Here is a 21,438-nt window from a genome sequence, read left to right as displayed (position 1 = left end):
AGAATTAACTCCAGGTTAAGAAGTCCTATAGAAAAGTTTTCAAATGTTTGACTTAGCGTTCTTAAATAACACCAATTTCACTCAACCATGCTGATACATCTTTTCCTGCTTTATTAACACTACTTCCTCTGACTGCTAAGCCTTCTAAGACATTTGAATTTGGACAAAGTTTTTTGATATCTGTTGTGCTTCTACCCATGCCACCTCCACCATGTGTGCAGAATGGTATGATTGTTTTTCCAGAAAAATCATATGACTCAAAGAATGTAAATACCGCCATTGGTATTGTATTACACCAATTAGGATAACCAATGTAAATTATGTCATAAGAATCCATACCAGTGACTTTTACTGCTAGTTCCGGTCTGTAATTGACACTTTGCTCCTGTCTAGCCTTATCCACAACTCTATTATAATTAGTTGGATAAGATTCAACTGTTTTTATTTGGAAAAGCTCACCACCAACATTTTCTTTTATGACATTTGCAATAACCTCTGTATTTCCCGAATATGAAAAAAATGCAACAAGACTTTTTGACATCTTTAAATCCTCCTATTCTTTTTTATAGGTTTATAAAAAAATATAACTATTTATACTTTACCACTTGGAGTTAACTCTAAGTCAAGCGCATTATTTCCCCATTATCAAATTTTTCAATTACCCCAATCATATTTAATAAAGTTGCTTTACCACAACCACTTGGTCCGGAAAATATGATAAAATCCCCATCTTCTGTATTGTATTTGATTAAAAGATTATGATGGACGCCTATTCGATAACACTTAGCAGTGGCTAACCATTTGAGTATGGGATTAACTACGGCTCACCATTACTATTTTCTAATATATACCTGAAGCCATTTTAATATTTCTTTTGTAAGAACTATCCTCTTATCAGAAAAACAATGATCCCCATCTAATAATACTTCCTTGAAATCAACCCTTTCTTTTTCTAGAGCTTCTACAATTAATTTAAAATTTTGCTCTATGGGTGATATATTATCTCTTATTCCTCCAATCATAAGCACTGAATGACCTTTCAACTTTTTTATTATATTCAGTATGTTCCATTTCTTTCTATGTTCTATGATTTCTTCTACAAATTTAGTAGGAGTAATACCCTTAATAACAGGTGATTTAATAAATTCAAAATTTTCAATAGCCGACTTCACCAAATTATTGTTAGCTGAAATTATTTCTCCATATAATCCAAAATTAAATCCGGCAATACTTGCTACTAATTTTATTTCGGGATGATTTGATGCAGCCATAAGTGCACTAAATCCCCCAAGACTATGTCCAATTAAAATTATGTTTTTACTATCTACTCTGTAAGACTCTACACTTTGTCTACATTTCAAAAATTCGATTACATTCTCTATATCTTCAAATATATGTCCTATAGAATAAGTCCCTTCACTACCCCAATTACCCCTATAATGAAATATCACTACATTATACCCCGTTCTTAATAAAACATGTGCAATGTCAGAATTTTGTTCGTACCCGGGAATGCCATGTAATAAAAGCACCGTGGGATGAGGCCCTTTTCCCTGAGCAACATATATTGTACCCATAAGTTTGGAATTATTACTATCACATGTAAATCCATCTATTAATGTAGGGTAATTATTATCTAATTTTACTGGATCTTCACTTATAGGATTAAAGTCCATTTTTAATCAGTCCTTTCTTAATAATTTTAATCATTATTTATTGGCTACACTATTTTGGATATGTTTTTCTTCCATTCTTATAAGGACTTTATATAAAATTATCAGAATCAATACCCAAATTGGTGCAATGTAGAGGGCTACCCTTGTGCTAGGTAAAAATGCTAATGAAACAAAAACTGCCGCTAAATACACCATAGTAATATATGATGAAAACGGATATAAAGGCATTTTAAAATTTATTTCTTCATTATTGGAGATCTTTTCTTTTCTTGACTTTAATTCAGTTAAAACTATAGCTCCCCAAGCACACACAATGGCTAAAGTTGATATTGATGAAAGATATAAAAAGACTTTAGCAGGAATAAGATAGTTCAATACTACAGCAACTAACGTTAATGAACCACTAAACAAAATAGCAATTTTAGGTACCCCTGATTTATCTATTTTTGCAAATGCTTTTGGAGCATTATTATTTAAAGATAAACTATAAAGCAACCTTCCTATAGCGTACAAGTTACTATTTACAGCAGAAAGTGCAGCTGTTATCACTACAAGATTAATAATTGATGCAGCATATGGAATTCCAACTTTAGCAAATATAAGCACAAATGGACTTCCATTTAAGCCAATTTTATTCCACGGATAAAGTGACAGCATAACAAACATAGAACCAACATAAAAAATCAATATACGCCAAAATACACTATTTATTGCTTTTGGTATTGACTTTTTAGGTTCTTCTGCTTCACCTGCAGTTACACCAGTGAGTTCCACACCTCCGAAAGCAAATGTTACAAAAATAAATGACAATACAAACCCTTCGGCTCCATTAGAAAAAAAGCCCCCATGAGCCCAAAGATTAGAAATTCCAACAGCATGCTTTCCATTGGCAAAACCAAAGAATATTATTAACACTCCAAAAATAATCATACATACAATAGCAGCCACTTTAAAAAATGAAAACCAAAATTCAAATTCTCCATAGAGTTTAACACCAAGTAAATTAATTAAAATTAACATTAGCAAAAATATTAAAGCAGTTAACCATCTCGGAAATGACGGAAACCAAAATTGAACATAAATTCCCAGAGCTGTAACTTCTGCCATAATGCATAATATCGCCTCAAACCAATAAGTCCAGCCGGTAAAAAATCCCGCAAAACGACCTAAATAACGATTTGCGTAATAACTAAAAGACCCTGAATTAGGATCATCTGCTGCAAGCTCACCAAGTGCCCTCATAATAAAAAGTATGAACACTCCTCCAATTAGATAAGCTAAAATAATTGAAGGACCACTTATCTTTATGGCATCAGCTGAGCCATAAAATAAACCAACTCCAATGGCACTTCCGATGGCAATCATCTGCATATGACGATTTTTTAAACCTTTTTTAAGCTGATTATTTTCTAATAATTCTTTTTCCACTCTTTTACCTCCTTATTTTTACTGTTATAAGTAAATTTAATTCTCTAAAAATATCAAAAATCCTTCATAAAATATTACATAAATAGATTCCGCCTGAACCCAGAAATCACCCATTATTTACCCTTTTATCCATTTTCTTTGACAGTGTATAGCATAATACTTTAACTTTTTATAGTTTAAATCCACCTACCACGTTATTTAATTTCTGTGAAACAGTTTTAAGACTTTCACTTTTATCATCCTATACTTTCTAGAGCAGTCGATTCTTCTTCCAAGCAGGATCTGCAGTCTTATTTAGATAAAACATTTGCTTACTCTTATTTAAAATCATTATAGTTTCTGTAGAAGTACCATCCCTTACAGAGGACTCAAAGTTAGAGGATATCCAATCTAAATTATTGTTTTCTGATTTTTATTTTCACTTCACTCAACTTATTTTTAATAAAGTTTTTTGTTATATTGATTGATCCAAGAATAATTTTACTACACATTTATTAATAATTCCACCATATTATTGTAAATTTGATATTAAAGAATTAACTTCACTAATTTATAACTGTAAACAGAGCTTAATAAAAACAGCAGGTTCCTTTTACTTTTATTTTTCTAGTAAGAAAGAACTTGGAATTGAAGTAGCATTTATTGAAAATCATATACCATATAAAGGAGACTAAAAGTTATAGCTTACATATTTATAAAAATAGGCCCTATGCTAGAATTAATATCTAGTATGTGGCCTTAGTTAGTAAACAATATACGAATTTCACGAATAAAAAACCTCTTTAAATTTAAAAAGAACAAAAAACATTAATACTAGAGTTGTTACACCACAAAGCAGAAAACTAGCATTAGAACCTAAATATTCAGCTATTGTCCCTGCAAATAAATTTCCGATTGGAGTTGTTCCAACAAGCACCAGACTATAAACACTTACTGTTCTTCCTCTATATTCATCACGTGAATTTATTTGAATTATAAAATTAATTGATGCCATGAAAATTATATTAAAGAATCCATATATTATTAGTATTAATATAGAAACATAATATGTATGAATAAAACTTTGAGTTATTAAGCACATGGATAAAATTGAACTACTAATGAATATTACATTTAATCTTCTTTTTGTATTTGAAGCAAATTTTACAGATCCAATTAGGGCACCTATCCCAGAAGCCGATAGAAGAGTACTATAAACTCCAGCAGATTTATGCAAAACTTCCTTTACATAAACAGGTATAATAACTTCATTATTAAATGCAAAAGTCCCAACAAAAAGCATTGATATTACTGCGGTAAGTATTGTTTTTTGCGACTTAATGTATTTCAAACCATTTACAATATCATCCATGATATTACATGTCTTCTTTCTTATGCCTGCATAATAAGACTTAATACTAATTAATCCTATAAGAACCGCTATAAAGCTAAAACCATTAATAAGAAAGCAGAAAATAGGTCCTAATTTAAATAATATAATACCTGAAAATGCAGGTCCTAATATTCTTGCTATATTTACAATAGTAGAATTCATTCCTATAGCACTTATTAAATCATCTTTACCTACCAATTCTATAAAAAACGACTGTCTTGTGGGCATATCAAAAGTTTGAACAATACCATAAACACCTGCTAATATTAAAACATGCCAATATTTTATATGTCCCGACCATATTAATATAGCAAATACAAACGCCTGCATCATTTGTAGAAATTGTGTTATTAATAAAAGCTTTTTTTTAGGAAATCTGTCAACGAAAACACCTGCAAGAAGAGAAAATAAAAGCATTGGGGTAAATTGAAAAACTCCTAAAACTCCAAGTAAAAATGCTGATTTGGTAATATCATAAAAAACCCACTGCTGAGCTGTTCTTTGCACCCAAGTTCCCATAAGTGATATACATTGCCCAGCTAAAAAATATCTAAAATACTTATGCTTCAAAGCTGGAAAACCTTTAATAATTCTATTTGATATTTTCTTCACTAATAGCTTCTCGCCAAGCAATTCTCGCATTGATAACACATTCACCTAAATTTCCTCCTAATTTTAGTATTACAAAATTAACACTAATACATAATTTTTTATTTTAAGACTTTGATGTAGCTTTTTCCGTTGAACAACTCTACTGTATAAGAGATACAGAAAAAAGTAAGACCCTATAGGACTATTAAAATCTAGTTATACAGTGTCTTATTTTTTATTATCCTTTGTATCTCATAATTACAATAATAATAGGCTTTACCAATGCACAAAAGTTACTTTATTTCTTTATGGACTTTTTACTTTGTTCCCCATATACTTCATCAACAAAGCTACTATTTACCCATTTTTTGTAATCTACGCTTCCAGTTGCAAGTTTAGCTTCTTTTAAGAAATCCTCTTCTGATTTAAAAGCATTTATAGCATCTTCTGTAATCTTAGGATCTTGATAAAATTTCTTGTCTGGATAGCTCAATTTTACTGCTTCTGCTGTCTGCTTTGTCCCTTCTGCAAAAACCTTAATGGCTTCTTCATAATTAGCATCAGCCCACTTAGAAGTTGCGAGGTCAACCTTTAATAATCTTTTTACCAGCGTAGGATGTTTTCTCACAAAATTGCCACTAGCAGAAATAGCACTTGGGCTTGACCACTCTGGATGTTTTGACCCGTCAAGAATAATCCTTATAGTATCGGTATTTAGCAAAGGCGCAAAAGTACTAAGACTTTCAACAACCGCATCTATATCTCCTCGAATTAAAGCAGGGCCTGAAGCATCAAAAGCAAGATTAACTCCCTGAATATCGTCTAAAGAAAGTCCTTCCGCTTTTAATGCTTTGGCAATAGTTGCATGTCTCATTGTTCCGGTTAAAAAAGCAACTTTTTTCCCTTTAAGATCTTTAACTGATTTTATTGGAGAATCTTTTTTAACAGCGATGTAGGATGCTCCACCTTTATCAAAACTTGAAATTCCTATTAAATTTACATCTGCTCCTGAAGCAGCAGTACGCACAGCTGGATCAGTTCCGGTATAAGCAATATCTAAACTCCCAGTTGCTAAAGCTGTCATAACACTTTGTCCACCATCAAAAGTATGATACTCGATTTTTATACCATCCTTTTTAAACTCATCATCCAGCAATTTTTTTTGTTGGCTTAAGATAAATTTAAAATGGCCTGGAGCTGTGCTTCCAATTCTGATTACATTAACCTTTTCCTCTACTTTAGTGCTTTGCTGTGCTTTAGCATTATTTTGCACTTTAATATAGAATAAAGTGCCTGTTACTACTAAAGCAATAATAACAACAATGGATATAACCCATATGGACTTCTTGCTTTTTAACATTATTTATTCATCTCCCTCTATAATCTTTAATATATTAACTTATTTTCTCAGGCTCCCCTGATTACCAAAGTAAAGTTTATGGGTATAAATATTAATTATCCAACATTTCTATAAATGCCTCAAGTCGATTCTGAGTTTGCTCATTTCCTTCCAATAACCCTAATTCTGCAACTTCAATATTGATTGTTGGGACTCCTGTTTCTTTTTTTACAATATCAGCAATCATACGTGAAGAAGCAGACTGATAATTACATCCCCAGTTATATCCGCAAACCACACCATCAGCTTTAGATTCACGAACCAAATCAATGACATATTGGGCTCTCTGTTCTGTAGGTTGCTCATATTTATATGATAATATTGACTTAGCAATTTCCTCATAAGGATCACCGGACTCTACGACATCTGCATATATCTTACTTAGATGATCGTCTGTACCAACGATAACCCCTCCCTTTTCTTCCACAAAATCAGCTCTAAGTCCAAAACAGGATCCAACAGAAAGAATTTTAACAGGTTTATCTGACAGGCCTGCACCTTTAATCCCCTTACTGATTCTTTCTTTAACTTCCTTATTGGCCTGCTCTAAAAATTCTGTACTAGCTAAAGAATCACCTCGGTCAAACCTCCCCGAAGTAATGATGCTAGATAAATCCGTACTTGTGACAGGAAATTTTTTTGCTTTCCATATGCTTTCCACCGTCTCACGAGCTAATCTACGCCCTCTATTTTCCAGTTTAATTTCTTTCCATAGATCTTCATTGGCAATAGTAACACCCCTTAAATCACCCAGTTTTTTTACTAATTCATATATCAATTCAGCTACATACTCCACAGTCCATTTCTTATCTCTGGTCACTGGAAAATCTATGAAATGCAAGGGAATGTCCTTGATACTTGTTCGATAAGACTCAAGAACATACGCAATATCCGTGCAGCGCAAGCAAAGATAGGGTGCAATTAGATCTACAGGAACAAGTTTTTGACGGATCGATTCAATTGAACCAATAGGGTTATTACAACATTCTATAGAGATGGTCTGACGTCCTGATTCCATAATCTTCATTGCACGTCTGCCTGCTGATCTTACATCCAAACCTTCCTCCATATCTCTGGCCCATCCTCTTAATGGTCCTGGAACAACTGGAATAGCCCCTGCAGCAAAATAAGGATCAACTGTTTGTCCTCCTTGCACATGAACTATTGGAGTACCATTGGCGTGAGCTCTCAATAAACGATCTCTGAAAGTTAGGTTCAAATATGAATGTTTAATTCCACTAAAGAATTCCACATCTCTTGATAACCGACTTTGATAATTTTTTTCAAGACTATACGCATAAGGAAATCTGATAGGGGCTTCGACTGTCATAAAATCCCAAATCTCTTCTGAACTCACATAAGTTCCATCTTTGAAATGAATTCCAGGGGTTTTAATAAAAGCTCCTTTTATACTTTCGGGAAATTTGAAAATCTTTGTTGTTTCTAACTTACTATTCATTTTATTTTCTCCTTTTTTAAATTTCATTTTATATTATTTAGAAAGTTACATTTCCATCTTGTGTCTTCCAAGATGTAGCTTTTTTTTCTATCCAAACAAGAGAATAATTGAGAATCACTCCTAACATGGTAAGAACTAAAATTCCTGCATACATTTGTGGAATTCTATAGGTTAGCTGTGAATTTTGAATAAGGAAACCAATTCCTGATTTTGCGCCAAGCATTTCAGCTGCAATTACCGACATAAGTGAAGATTTAATACCCAAACGGACTCCAGTTACAATGGATGGAAAACTTGCTGGAAATATTATTTTTTTCAAAAGTTCTTTATCAGATGTTCCCATTGATATTGCGGATTTGATTAATAAAGGATCTATACCTTTTACTCCACTAATAGTATTTATTAAAATAACCCATACTGCCGCATTAAAAGTCATTGCGATCTTCGATGCTTCTCCAATACCAAGTAACATAATAAATACAGGAAGAAGAGCAAATTGGGAAGTATTACGCAATCCCTGAATCAATAAATCCATAACCTTTTCAAATAAACTATATCGTCCCATAATGAAACCTAAAGGTACAGCTATAATGACCGCAAACAAAAACCCTATAAAAGCCCTAGAAAGGCTGACTATGATATTAGTTTGTAGTTCTCCTGTTAGAATAAGATCCAATAATGCATGAACCACCTTTGAAAAAGGCGGAAAGAAAATGGGACTAAGAATCCCAATTCTTGGAGCAATCTCCCATATAAGAAAGAACAGCACCACAAGCGGAACTCCCCAAAAAAAGGAACCAATTTTCCCTTTTAGATTAATAATCTTACTTATCAATTGACCTCTGGATTCATCTGAAATCATGTTAGAATTTTCATCGTAAGAGATAGTATTCTGTTCTTTCTCCACTTTATTTAACATATTTTCTCCTCCTTTATCTTCCATTATTACCTGCAAATAACTTCCAATCCTTTTGAGCTTTATTAACCTCATCCTTTAAAGCAGCCCAAATTTTATGTCTATAAGCTCCAAATTCTTTGCTAGCTCTGGTATTTTCCCCTCTTGGCCTTGAGAGGTGAATATCAATGATATGTTTTACCCTTCCAGGTCTTGCAGTCATAACTACCACTCTGTCAGCAAGAAAAATGGCTTCTTCTATACTATGAGTAACAAAAATAACAGTGTTTCTTATCCCTTCCCAAATTCTTAAAAGTTCCTCTTGAAGCAACTCTCTTGTTTGAGCATCAAGGGCAGCAAATGGTTCATCCATCAATAATACCTCAGGATCAGTGGAAAGAGATCTTGCAATTGCAACACGCTGCTGCATTCCTCCAGAAAGTTGATAAGGCAGCCATTTATCAAAGCCATTTAATCCGATGAGTGATATCAATTTTTTTGCCTTTTCTTTTCGCTTTGCTGGTTCAATTCCTCTTATTTCCAGAGGGTATTCAATATTTGATATAGCCGTTCTCCATGGTAGAAGAGCATATTGCTGAAAAACATACCCTACCTGAGGATCAGAACCATTTACTTTCTTTCCATCAAGAAATACATTTCCACTAGACATCTTAGTTAATCCTCCAACCATATCGAGAAATACAGACTTGCCACATCCACTGGGGCCTACGATTGTAATAAATTCTCCTTTTTTTATAGAAAGATTCAGATCTTTCAAAACTTGAATTTCTCCTATTTTATTACTATTTGCATAAATTCGTTGATTGGCTTTAATAGGAAATCTCTTTTCGATATTTTCTGCTTGTATTTTTATCATTTGCCCAACCCCTATACTAAACAATATTAAGGGTTCTTACTTTTAACATTTCCACAAAAGCCTCAATTCGTGTCCCTATGGCTCCATAATCTGAACCAGCATATTCAGTATGAATCTCTAAAAACGGAATGCCATCGTTTTTTAAAACATTTTTTGTTTCATTTGCCTTGAAAGTAAACGAATCACAATATCTTAATGTGTGAAATAAAACTCCATTGGCCTGAAAATCTTTGATAAGTCTGCGAATATTTTTTAGTCTTCTATCTGTATCATTCTTAAGCTGAGGTAAGGACGCATGAGTATACCTTAATATATAAGCATCGCTTATTCCCTCAATACTAGGTTCTTCTATTTCCGTATCAAAATAAGGTGCAAAACCTGACCAAAGATCGTCAACAACAACCCGTCCTCCTTTTTCCTCAATTATATCTAATATTTTCCTATCTCCTGGAGGAATAATGCTCCCGGAAACAAAAATCCTCGGTTCTGTTGCCGAAACTTGCTGGCTGGGTACAGCATCTGTGAGTTCAGTCAGAAGTTCTCTTAATAGATTTAGATAGATTTCTTTATCAAGATAATATCCTGCCTGAACGATATTATATACTTCTCGCCAGGAAATTGGCGCAATAGGTTCAGCTTGCCATTTATAAAGCCTTTTAATGGATTCACGAATTTCTTTATAGATTTCAACCGATTTTTCTAGTTTTTCCTGTTCAATTTTTTTCCCTGCGATTTTCTCTAATTTTTCTGTGAATGCTTTAATTTCATTACGAAAATAAGTTTTACCTGCAGGAACATCAAAATTATAAGGAACTCCAATTATTTCGGTGTTTATAGAAAAATAATGTTTTATTATCTCAGCAACACGGTATAACTGCTTGCAAGTGACGTCTATTACTACTACATCTGTATTTTTTATATATGGATCATTACCTTCTGAAAAAAGTCCTATCACCTGGCGAGTAAAAACACAATTCATTACTGAAATATAGCGTGCTCCCAATTCCACCAGACGATCATTTCCTCCAGTACCTAAATGTATAGGAATCAAATCCAATGCATAAATTAATTCCTCAGGAACATTATAATTTAACCAGCCGACGACTTTTCTCCCTTCAGCCCTGGCTTTTTCCAGTTCTGCGGGACGATGCTTTACCGCCTCATTTATTTTTTCAAGTGTCAACAAACTCATTTTTTTCTCCTTTCTATTTCCTTTATTAATTTTGGAATGTCAATTTTTTTTTGTTACAATGCCACAGGATGTTCTCCGATGTTATCCAATGCTTTTAACTTTTTCCATGCATTTTGTGCCAGAACAGCCGCACCGATTGCTCCCACCAATTGAGGATCCTTTTCTGGAGCGGCAATGTTGATTTTCAACACATCCTCCAATGCTTTTCTCATTCCGATATTCTTTGCTACCCCTCCAGAGAAAAATAGGTCAGTTTCAATCCCAACCCTTGAAAACATACCACTAATTCTATTGGCAATGGCATGATGAATACCGACAATGATATTCTCCGCTTTTTCGCCACGTGCTAACAAAGAAACAGTTTCCGACTCCGCAAATACAGTGCAGGTGCTGCTTATAGGCAATATTTCAGTTGCTTTCAGAGATAATGGCCCCAATTCATCTAAAGTTACTTTCAACACATTTGCCATAACTTCAAGAAAACGTCCTGTTCCTGCAGCACACTTATCATTCATAGCAAAATCTGTTACATTACCATATTCATCCAATCGGATAGCCTTACAATCCTGCCCTCCCATATCGATAATAGTTCGGGTCTGTGGATGAACATAATTGGCCCCTTTAGCATGGCAAGTTATTTCGGTAACGGTTTTATTGGCATAAGGTGCAGAAATCCTGCCATATCCTGTAGCAATAATGTACTTTAAATCTTCACGCTGAAGGCCCGCATTTTCAAGTGCAGCATTTAAACCCTTCAGCCCATTTTCCTCAGTATTAGGTCCAGTACGAAGTATACTGAATCCAGCAATCTCTCCATCCACTAAAATTACTGTTTTTGTTCCCAATGAGCCAACATCCACTCCTGCAAAAGCTGTTACATTTGACATATTAAATCTCTCCTCTTTATAATGTATTATTTATAATAAGCCTTAAACTTTGAATATTAGTACATGAATATTTTTGTTAAATACTTCAATATCCTATGAATTAGTGTTAATATAAAAAGACTTAATTCTCCATATCAAATACTTTAATATGAGAAATTAAGCCTCTTATATGTTAAGTGAGCTTACGTTTAATTTGAGATTTGATTTAATACTCTACTAAACCTAAAGCACAAATTAAAAATCGCCACCTTATTAATATACGTTATATATGTGATTTTTATAACGTATATAATTAAGTATAAATATTAAACTAGTTTTCTTAAGTCCAGTTTTAACGCTTATTTGTATTTTATTATAATAATATAAAATATCAATGTCAATACTTTATTTTAATTTATTCAACATATATTTTAAACGTTATAAATAATTATTTATAACGTTTAAAATATATCTTTTTTATTGCAATATTATTTTATATTAGGTATAATATATTTGCGTAAAAATTAGGAGGTATTAATTTTGAAAGAAAATAAAATTACCATCTCGGATATTGCCGATAATCTTGGAATCTCTAATATGTCAGTAAGCAGAGCATTATCTGGCCAGTCGGGAGTGAGCAACGAGTTAAGAAATAAAGTACTAAAAAAGGCTAGAGAACTGAAATACACAAAATGTAAAAAATCATCCAGCATAAATATATTAGTTCTTCATAAAAAACCTTTAATTAATGACGTTACTGATTTTAGTATTAAAGTTCAGAGTATAGAAAAAATACTTCAACAAACACATGCACAATATGACCTTGAATTTGTTGATAAGGATAGACAGGATAAAATGTATCTTCCCTATAAATTATCCAGAGGAACACATTATGATGGTGTAATCTTACTTGGAAGATTCAATCATGAATATATTGATTTTATAAATACTAAAATCGACAACCTAGTCATATATTCAGGTTATTCCCCATCTTACGACTATGACACTGTTTGGTTTAACTTCAGTAACAGTGCCTATAAACAATGTAAATATTTAATAGAAAACAACCATAAAAATATAGGTTACTTGGAAGATATGCATGAATTGTTTCGAAATAAAGAAATACTTATGGGAATAGGCACCTGCCTGGAAGAGAACGGTATTAAAATGAAAAATGAATTTTTTATAGATATGAAAAATAATTATAAAGATAAAATTATTAAATTATTCAATAAAGAAAACAAACCAACTGCAATGATATGTAATACTGACTTTGCCGCTTTAGAACTTATAAAAATTTTTCATGACATTAATATTAATGTACCAGACGATGTATCTATTATAGGTACAGGAAATACGCAAATTTCATCACTAACTGTACCCTCCCTCACTACTGTGGATTTAAACATTGAGTATTCTTGTAAAGTTGTTGTAGATTTATTATTAAAAAAGATTAATGATCCCTATAAACCCAAAGAAAATATTGCAATATACACCTCTTTAGTTGAGAGAGATTCTGTAAGGAAAATTTAATTACGTAACTTTTGGAGGTGAATTTATGACAAAAAACATAATTTGGGATTTTATAAAAAAATATAAAATTTCCTATACTACAGGAGTATTCTTTATGATTTTATCCTCTTATATACAATCACTGTTTCCAAAAGTGCTGGGAAAAATAATTGACATTTTAAAAATAAACAGTTTTAGTAAAAATTTGGTAATAACTAATATACTCTATATACTAATTATAGCAGCTGGAGGGTTTTTATGTACATATATATGGAGAAATTTAATTATTTCAAATTCCAGAAGACTTGAATGTGAACTTAGAGAAACATTTTTTGTACACCTACAAAAATTAACTTCCGAATTTTATAGTAAAAGAAAAACAGGAGACTTAATTGCTTATGCTATAAACGATATATCAGCTATAAGAATGACTTTTGGACCAGCTATGTCAATGTCCATAAATGGCATTGTATTGTGTACTGCCTCTATATATGCCATGTGTACGACTATAAATTGGCATCTTACCCTGATTACATTAATACCTGTTCCTTTTATTATTTTCTTTACGTTGAATATAGGAAAACTTATTAGAATGAAATTTACAGATGTCCAGAAAAGTTTTGCATCTATATCAGATAAGGTACAGGAAAATATTTATGGAATTAGAGTTATTAAAACATATGTTCAAGAAGAAAAAGAAATAGAAAACTTCGAAGAATTAAATGATCGGATTACTAAAGCCAATCTAAATATGGTAAAAACCTCTTCACTACTTTCCCCTGCCATTGAATTTTGTTTTAATATTAGTTTTGCCATTAATTTAATTATTGGAGGTAGAATGGTTTTAGATGGTAAAATAACCCTAGGAGATTTCGTGGCCTTTAACACTTATTTAACCATGATTATAAATCCTATAATTTCTATTGGCCGTGTTATTAACATATATCAAAGGGGTATGGCATCACTAGATAGATTAAATGATATACTTAATACAAGCTCTAAAATAAAAGATAATGGTAAACTGGTTTCTTTAAAAATTAAGGGTAACATAGAATTTAAAAACTTAGACTTTTACTATCCTGAATTAAATGAAAAATCTTTGAGTGGAATTAATATTAAGATCCCAAAAGGTCATACTTTAGGAATTATAGGAAAAACAGGTTCCGGCAAAAGTACTCTGGTAAATCTTTTACTTAGAATATACAATGTTGAACCTCAAAAAATATTTATTGATGGAATAGATATAAATAATATTTCCTTGGAAAACTTAAGAAGTAGTTTTGGATATGTTCCTCAAGATAATTTTTTATTTTCTTCAACAATAAAAAATAATATAACATTTTTTAAAGATTTATATTCCTATGATGACATAAAATCTTCTACTGAAAACAGCTGCATCCAAAATAGTATAAATTCCTTTAAAGATAAATTCAATACCATTCTTGGTGAACAAGGTATTAACCTTTCCGGTGGACAAAAACAGCGTGTAGCCATAGCAAGAGCTATAATTAAAGATCCCGCCGTTTTAATATTGGATGACTCTCTTTCTGCTGTAGATACCATAACAGAAGCTGAAATACTAGATAATTTAAGAAACATACGTAAAGGCAAAACAAATATTATAATAGCTCATAGAATATCTGCAATAAAAAAAGCTGATGAAATTATAGTATTAGATAATGGCAGCATATGTGAAAGAGGCACTCACAGTGAACTCTTAAAAGAAAGGGGTATATATTATGATATCTACAGAGAACAATATAAATATAACGAAAAAGAAATTGAAGTATCATAATACTAGTTTAGTAAAACTTTTAAAATTAGCCAAACCTCATTTAAGCAAGGTAATAATTGCAGCAATCTGTGCACTTATAGTAAATTTAACCCAAATAGCCAAACCTTATATTTTAAAACTCGTTATTGATGATTTTTTGGTAAAAAATATTTTTCAAAATGGTTTTTACTCAATTCCATTTATGGCTTTTCTATATTTAATTACTGCATTGTTAGGCAGCTTTACTTCTTTCGCCCAGGAAAATTTAATAAATAAGTCCGGTCAGGAAATTATAAAAGATTTAAGAATCAGGGTATTTAAAACTATACAGTTTCTTCCCTTACACTATTTAGATAAAATTTCTTCTGGAAGATTAATAACCAGGGCAACCAACGATGTAGAAGCACTAAGTGAAATGTATACAGATGTAATTATAAATTTATTTAAAGACTTTTTCTTACTGATTGGTATTATTTACGCAATGCTCATGATGAGTATCAAACTTACATTTATCTCCTTTTCAGTAATACCTATAATGGCTTTCATTCTTATTCTTCTTAAGAAGAAAATCAAAAGAAATTTTCTCAATATTAAAAGTTTAATAGGAAGAATTAACGGTTTTATGGCTGAAAATATATCTGGCATGAAAATCATACAAATATTTAGAGCAGAAAAGGAGAAAAAGAAAGAGTTTTTGGAATTAAATGATAGTTATTTTAAAACTACATCGCTTCAAGTTCATTTAAACAGCCTTTTAAAACCCGGAACTGATTTTTTTCAAAATATTACAATCGCTATTCTTTTATTCTACGGTATTAATAAAATATCAAACCATAGTATTGAACTAGGAGTCATCTATGCCTTTACTACCTATATAAAACAGTTTTTTAACCCAATTGCCGATCTTGCAGACCAATACACCACAATACAGTCAGCTTTAGTATCTGCTGATAGAATCTTTGAATTATTAGACGAAGAAACTACTCTTGAAAATTTAGATGAAGGAATTGATATAAAGAATATTGAAGGAAATATAGAATTTAGAGATGTTTGGTTTTCATATAATAATACAGATTGGGTGTTAAAGGGCGTAAGTTTTAAACTTAGTAAGGGAGAAACTGCAGCCTTTGTCGGCGAAACCGGAGCTGGAAAAACAACTATAATTAGTCTTATAAATGGATTTTATAAAATTCAAAAAGGGGAAATATTAATTGATGGAATTAATATTAATCATATAAAACTTAAAGATTTACGAAAAAGTATATCTGTAGTTTTACAGGATGTTTTTTTGTTCTCTGGTAACATTAAGAGTAATATTACATTGTATGATAATATTGATGATGAACAATTTAGTAAAGCAATAAATGTATCCTGTGTCAGCAAATTTGTAGACAGTTTTCAAAATGGAATTAAAGAGCCAGTAATGGAGAAAGGCAGTACTTTATCTGCCGGACAAAGACAACTTATTTCATTTGCAAGAGCAATTGCTCATAATCCATCCATATTTGTACTTGACGAGGCTACCTCCAATGTTGACACCCAAACAGAAAAACTAATACAAAAAGCAATAGACAATATTGCTAAGGACAGAACCACTTTGATAATCGCTCATAGACTCTCTACTATAAAAAATGCTGATAAAATAATTGTTATGAAAAATGGTGAGATTATTGAAATTGGCAGCCATAATGAACTCATCAAAAGAGATTCTTTATATAGAGAATTAATGTATAAAAATGTTAGTTAAATTTGAAAATACATTTAATAAAAGTATAGAGACTATATAAATTATTTTTATATATTAATAAATTAGGAGGTAAGATTAATGATGAATGAAACAATTAAAACTTTGCTAAACAGAAGAAGTATACGAAAGTATAAACCTGAACAAATTAAGGATGAGGAACTAAATGCCGTTTTAGAGGCAGGCAAATATGCTCCAAGTGGGGGAAATCAACAGTCTGCATTATTTGTAGTAATCCAAAATAAAAACGTTCTTAAAAAAATATCAAAAATGAATGCAGCTGTTATGGGTAAAGACAATTTTGTTGTAATGGTAAAATAAAAAGCATTTGCCTATCCACCATATAACTGACTACCTGTAAGTGTCTTAAATAACTGCTTACAGGCAGTTGTTGCTTTCAATGGCCATAGCTTATTTTTCAGATTCAGTCAATTTAGCTGAGACCGTACAATTGATTATAAAAATTATCTAAATAAAAAATGTGACTTTCTCCAATAATTAAAAGTCCTATAAATATACTATAAAAACTAATAATATATTTAACCTTTTTCAAAAAACGCCTCCACATTATCCACTTTTGACATACGAGTAATCAAGATTTTAAATAGTTTACTACTTACTAATTCATCATTTTATTTGATATGAAAATGATAAACTAGTAACTCTATAACAACGTTTCCAGTACCTAAACTATTTTCAATACAGTGATAATTTTTATAGTTATCCATAATAATGTTATACATATATTAAAAAATATGTCATTTTATGAATATAATTAAATAAAACAAAAAAATATATTAAATACTTAATGAAACTGCAAAATTAGAAAAAATAGTTATGGGTTATAATGATAAAATTAAAGTAATAGGAGGACTACCATGAATATTTATATAATAGTGTTACTCGTTGTTATAATAGGATTATTTATAATAAGTGGAAGTGTCATACTTGGAAGATACATTATAAGTATAAGTGAAAATAATCAAATTGGTACATATCAAATGATTAAGGTTGATGAGAAATATATAGTTGTTTTAGATACGAGAACAGGTCAATGCTGGAAAAAGTTAATTGTAGAAAATTCTTCAGTTAAACCAACTAATGAAAAAACAGGTAAATATGCATAGTACCTTCTGGGGTAAGCTTAAGATGAGATGGTTAAACGATTATAATTTCCGAACTAGAGAAGAGGGCAAAAAAAACTGTTTTTGAATGCATAGAATTATTCTATAACCGTCATAGGATTCATTCAACAAATGGATATATTCCTCCATTTATGATGGGGGAGGTTTCATAGTAATGCTAAGAAAAGTTAAGATAATTATGGATTCTTGTTGTCTATTTTATTGAGGTAAGGTCATCTCTTTTAGAATTTGTCTACAACCTGATATTATAATAAAAATATACAACAAGAAAAAGGTTCAGGTAAGGAAAAACATTCCTCATGAATAAGCTTTACCTGAACCTTTGAAGCACTTGATACTTTCAGATTCTTTAATAAAATTAAGCATTTATGATTTTATTTTTTTCAGGTCTTAATGTTTTATTTATGACCATTTGAATTGGAATTTTGTTTAGATAGGTTGTTTTTACTGGAATTATTATTATGGTTATTATCCTCATTTTTATCAGTTCTTTTCTGATAATTTTGCTCTTCTTTAATTCTATTACCATCTAAATATTGTGATTGTCTTAAATTAGTTTGCCCTCCATCATTATTTTTATCTAAGGTAGAATTATTTCCATTAACAGAACCATTTTTTCCCGAAGAACTATTCTTATTGATATTACTATTTAATTCTTTATTATTATTTTCGTTACTTAATGACTTTACATTATTTGACGGATTATTAAATGTATCATTATTAGTAATCTTTGTACTGCTATTTGAATTACTATTTGAGTTCTTATTTAAAATTATATTACCATTAGATTGAATCTTAACATTTAAATTAGAAGTTTCTATATTGGATTTAAACTCAGAAATATCTATATTTTTACCACTTATATTAACAGAAATAGTTTTTGTTTTGATATAATCCTCATTAATAAATTTATCTTTTTTAGATTCATCAATTATTATCTTTAAACCATTATTGATATTAACATTATTTATTTTTACCTGACTTAATATTTTACTGCCATCACCATTTAATGCTTTGGAGGAAATAATTCTGTTTAAGAAGTTTACCTTTAATTCAATATGTGGATTTATATTTACCAGAATTGTAGCTACTGGACTATAATAAGCCTTCGCACCTCCACCTATAAATAATATAAACATTATACATGCTGCAGCTGCTATTATTTTCCCATTAAGATAAAAAAAATTATGAAAAACTTCATCTCCTTTAAATATTTCTCCAATATTAGGCTTCTTTCCATTACAGTTTACTTTTATAAATTCACCACAAGAAGTAAGCAAATTAGCATATTTTCCATTTATACTTATTACTATCCCCTCTTTTTCACCCATCATTTTCACCTACTTTTATATTTAAATAAGACTTTATGTAAAGGAAATTCTCACTGTTAAATATTATAAATAAAACAATAATATATTTTCTCCATTTATCAATAAATTTTTTATTGAATCCAGTACACATACATATTTGTTTAACAGGTAATTGCTTATTATTTAATATAGAATTGCTAATTTCACTATTATTACATATTTTGAAAACAAGCTTTAGAACATTATTTCTTGTATCTTTATGCTTGGGACTATTATTTACAAGGCTAGTAAAATCAATTTTATATTTTATAAGTTCTTTATTTAATTCAATAATCTCATCTGCTCTATTTTTATTTTCCAGTTCTAATTCAAATTTGGATATTGAATTGTTGTTATCTAATTTTTCCATGATATAATCACCATTATCAAAGGTAAGCAAAGGTGAATTTTTATTTTTTCTAAAATAATCAATTAATGCATTTCTAATTATAATTTTTGCATATGCATAGAAGTTTCCTTTAGATTCTGTATAACTATCACAAGCTTTGTTAAATGCAATTAAAGCAATGCTTAGTTCGTCATCATTTTCCCATTGAAGATATCTTTTGGAAACAGTATAGGTACATTTATATATAAAGTTTTTATTTTCACTAATAAATTTATTTCTGTTTTCATAGAACAAGTGACTGATATTCTGCATGAAATCACCTCATCTATAAATATTATACGCAATAAATAAAAATTTTAGGGGGAATTTATTAAACCCCCTAAAATATATTAAGACATCGTATATTTTAATGATTTAGTTAAATGCGTATGTAGAAAGGATGATTGAAATGAAGAAAATAACAATTTTAGCAGCAAGTGTAATAATGACATTAAGCATAGGCGGCACAACATTTGCTGCTAATACAGCAACTCTAAAAGATCGGGCTGGTATAACACCAGATAGTATTTTATATCCAGCAGATAAAAGAGTTGATAGTATAAAAGTTACATTGTGTTTTTCAGATGAAACAAAAGCAGATAAGTTATCTCAAATAGCTCAAGAAAGATTAGGCGAAAGCGAGGTAATGGTAAGTAAAAATAAGAAGGATCTTGCGGACACAGCCCTTAATGATTATCAGAGTAATATGGACGCAGCTGAAAATAAAATTGAAGATGCGATAAACAATAATCAAACCGTAGATAATCAAGACAAACTCAAAAAACTGGAATATATAGAAAGTAAAATTACTGATAAACAAAAAAAATCCCTTGATGTATTAGCTGCACTTCAAAATAAAGTTGGAGATAAAGCAAAAGATGTAGTAGCAAAAGTTATAGAAATGCAGACAGCAAAAAGAGATGCTATACTAGCTCTAAAAAAAGAACGCACAGTTTATAATAATACTAAAAAACAATATAATGAAGCTAAAGCAGCCATTGAAAAAGCAAAGAAATCGGGAGATGAAACAACAATTAAGACTGCAGAAGATTTACTGCAACAAAAACAACAGGCATTAGATATAGAAAAACAAAATCTCACAAAAGCTATTGAAACAAAAAAAGAAGCCTCTAAGATAAGCGTGGGTAAATTGATAAAGGAAACAAAAGAACAGACAAAGAAAGATTCCCAAAATAATGAAAATACACAAACAGGTGAAACAAGTACTACTACATCAACTACAACTGATACTACAACAACAGATACTACTGCAGATTCCACTGTCACTAATTCAACTTCAGTGACCAGTAAGAATGCAAAAAAACAGACATCAGAACCAACTATAAAAAGTGAAACTAAAAATGTAGTAACTGATAATAAAAATAAAAAAGAGAACAAAACAAATAATGTTAATGAACAAAAAAAGGAAAAAACGCAACATTAGTTTTATCAACTTCTTCTCAGGTTCAGGTGGAGTTTGCTTATGAGAAATACCTTTCTCTATCTGAACCAAGAAAAACTTATTAATTTATTTATTTATGCATTTTTTACTTTTATCAGCAATATTATCTGGAAGTCTTGGAAGTGGAGACAGACTGAGATTGAATTATGCAGTTGAAGATAAAACTTTGCGTAAAACCAGAATAAACTTTCACCTTAGTGCCTTTTTAATAGGTTTTACTAATATCATATTCAGCTTAGTTTTTTTTTATTTTAATTAAATGAGTTTATCGAATAAAGGGTTATTAAAAATTATTTTATAGTTTTAATG

20 protein-coding genes are annotated in these 21,438 nt (G+C 30.6%); 7 read left to right on the top strand and 13 right to left on the bottom strand.

The features are described 5' to 3' along the window. Positions 1-61 precede the first annotated feature (61 nt). From BS101_RS09410 to BS101_RS09360, 11 genes are all read right to left on the bottom strand, one after another. Complete coding sequence (locus BS101_RS09410; RefSeq protein ID WP_073538587.1) at positions 62-541, bottom strand: flavodoxin; 480 nt, start codon at positions 539-541, stop codon at positions 62-64. 76 nt (positions 542-617) lie between these two features. Beyond that, complete coding sequence (locus BS101_RS24370) at positions 618-749, bottom strand: ATP-binding cassette domain-containing protein (RefSeq protein ID WP_322977302.1); 132 nt, start codon at positions 747-749, stop codon at positions 618-620. Positions 750-833: 84 nt separating this feature from the next. Next, positions 834-1,676, bottom strand: a complete 843-nt coding sequence (locus BS101_RS09400) for an alpha/beta hydrolase family protein (RefSeq protein WP_073538586.1) — start codon at positions 1,674-1,676, stop codon at positions 834-836. Between the two features lie 33 nt (positions 1,677-1,709). Continuing rightward, the gene (locus BS101_RS09395) at positions 1,710-3,104 is read right to left on the bottom strand and encodes an amino acid permease (protein WP_416232336.1); all 1,395 of its coding nucleotides are present in this window, start codon (positions 3,102-3,104) and stop codon (positions 1,710-1,712) included. A 763-nt stretch (positions 3,105-3,867) separates the two neighbouring features. Then, positions 3,868-5,133, bottom strand: a complete 1,266-nt coding sequence (locus tag BS101_RS09390) for an MFS transporter (RefSeq protein ID WP_073538585.1) — start codon at positions 5,131-5,133, stop codon at positions 3,868-3,870. Between the two features lie 232 nt (positions 5,134-5,365). Then, positions 5,366-6,427: an aliphatic sulfonate ABC transporter substrate-binding protein gene (locus tag BS101_RS09385; RefSeq protein WP_073538584.1), complete on the bottom strand. Its 1,062-nt coding sequence runs from the start codon at positions 6,425-6,427 to the stop codon at positions 5,366-5,368. 91 nt (positions 6,428-6,518) lie between these two features. Next, the gene (locus BS101_RS09380; protein WP_198039581.1) at positions 6,519-7,952 is read right to left on the bottom strand and encodes a 2-hydroxyacyl-CoA dehydratase subunit D; all 1,434 of its coding nucleotides are present in this window, start codon (positions 7,950-7,952) and stop codon (positions 6,519-6,521) included. A 10-nt stretch (positions 7,953-7,962) separates the two neighbouring features. Then, complete coding sequence (locus tag BS101_RS09375) at positions 7,963-8,844, bottom strand: ABC transporter permease (protein WP_198039580.1); 882 nt, start codon at positions 8,842-8,844, stop codon at positions 7,963-7,965. 13 nt (positions 8,845-8,857) lie between these two features. Continuing rightward, the gene (locus tag BS101_RS09370) at positions 8,858-9,697 is read right to left on the bottom strand and encodes an ABC transporter ATP-binding protein (protein WP_073538582.1); all 840 of its coding nucleotides are present in this window, start codon (positions 9,695-9,697) and stop codon (positions 8,858-8,860) included. A 16-nt stretch (positions 9,698-9,713) separates the two neighbouring features. After that, entirely contained in the window at positions 9,714-10,889 is a 1,176-nt protein-coding gene (locus BS101_RS09365; RefSeq protein ID WP_073538581.1) for a 2-hydroxyacyl-CoA dehydratase subunit D, read from the bottom strand. Between the two features lie 53 nt (positions 10,890-10,942). Continuing rightward, entirely contained in the window at positions 10,943-11,776 is an 834-nt protein-coding gene (locus BS101_RS09360; RefSeq protein WP_073538580.1) for an acyl-CoA dehydratase activase, read from the bottom strand. A gap of 519 nt (positions 11,777-12,295) precedes the next feature. Here BS101_RS09360 and BS101_RS09355 point away from each other — a divergent pair. The 5 genes from BS101_RS09355 to BS101_RS09335 all read left to right on the top strand — a co-directional run bounded on the left by BS101_RS09355 (position 12,296) and on the right by BS101_RS09335 (position 17,912). Beyond that, a complete protein-coding gene (locus BS101_RS09355; RefSeq protein WP_073538579.1) occupies positions 12,296-13,288 on the top strand; it encodes a LacI family DNA-binding transcriptional regulator in 993 nt (330 codons plus the stop codon). 25 nt (positions 13,289-13,313) lie between these two features. Next, entirely contained in the window at positions 13,314-15,062 is a 1,749-nt protein-coding gene (locus BS101_RS09350; RefSeq protein WP_073538578.1) for an ABC transporter ATP-binding protein, read from the top strand. Next, the gene (locus tag BS101_RS09345) at positions 15,007-16,788 is read left to right on the top strand and encodes an ABC transporter ATP-binding protein (protein WP_073538577.1); all 1,782 of its coding nucleotides are present in this window, start codon (positions 15,007-15,009) and stop codon (positions 16,786-16,788) included. The genes BS101_RS09350 and BS101_RS09345 overlap by 56 nt, the downstream gene beginning before the upstream one ends. Positions 16,789-16,866: 78 nt before the next feature. Next, positions 16,867-17,106, top strand: a complete 240-nt coding sequence (locus tag BS101_RS09340) for a nitroreductase family protein (protein WP_242951445.1) — start codon at positions 16,867-16,869, stop codon at positions 17,104-17,106. Positions 17,107-17,663: 557 nt separating this feature from the next. Then, positions 17,664-17,912: a hypothetical protein gene (locus BS101_RS09335; protein WP_073538576.1), complete on the top strand. Its 249-nt coding sequence runs from the start codon at positions 17,664-17,666 to the stop codon at positions 17,910-17,912. Between the two features lie 416 nt (positions 17,913-18,328). Here BS101_RS09335 and BS101_RS09330 read toward each other — a convergent pair whose 3' ends face one another. Together BS101_RS09330 and sigI are read right to left on the bottom strand one after the other, a co-directional pair. After that, a complete protein-coding gene (locus tag BS101_RS09330; protein ID WP_083585684.1) occupies positions 18,329-19,264 on the bottom strand; it encodes an anti-sigma factor domain-containing protein in 936 nt (311 codons plus the stop codon). Continuing rightward, entirely contained in the window at positions 19,254-19,940 is a 687-nt protein-coding gene (sigI, locus tag BS101_RS09325; RefSeq protein ID WP_073538574.1) for an RNA polymerase sigma-I factor, read from the bottom strand. Before sigI ends, BS101_RS09330 begins: the two co-directional genes overlap by 11 nt. Positions 19,941-20,076: 136 nt before the next feature. Between sigI and BS101_RS09320 the strand changes: the two genes are divergently transcribed. Continuing rightward, complete coding sequence (locus BS101_RS09320; RefSeq protein ID WP_073538573.1) at positions 20,077-21,111, top strand: DUF5667 domain-containing protein; 1,035 nt, start codon at positions 20,077-20,079, stop codon at positions 21,109-21,111. Positions 21,112-21,205: 94 nt separating this feature from the next. Continuing rightward, positions 21,206-21,388 carry a DUF5316 family protein gene (locus BS101_RS24575; RefSeq protein WP_198039579.1) on the top strand — a complete coding sequence of 61 codons (183 nt, stop codon included), beginning with the start codon at positions 21,206-21,208 and terminating at the stop codon, positions 21,386-21,388. Positions 21,389-21,438: the final 50 nt, after the last annotated feature.

It is taken from the genome of Clostridium kluyveri, from assembly GCF_001902295.1.
Taxonomy (GTDB): Bacteria; Bacillota; Clostridia; order Clostridiales; family Clostridiaceae; genus Clostridium_B; species Clostridium_B kluyveri_B.
Note: the sequence above shows the minus strand (reverse complement) of the source record. Positions and strands in the feature narration are given on the sequence as shown.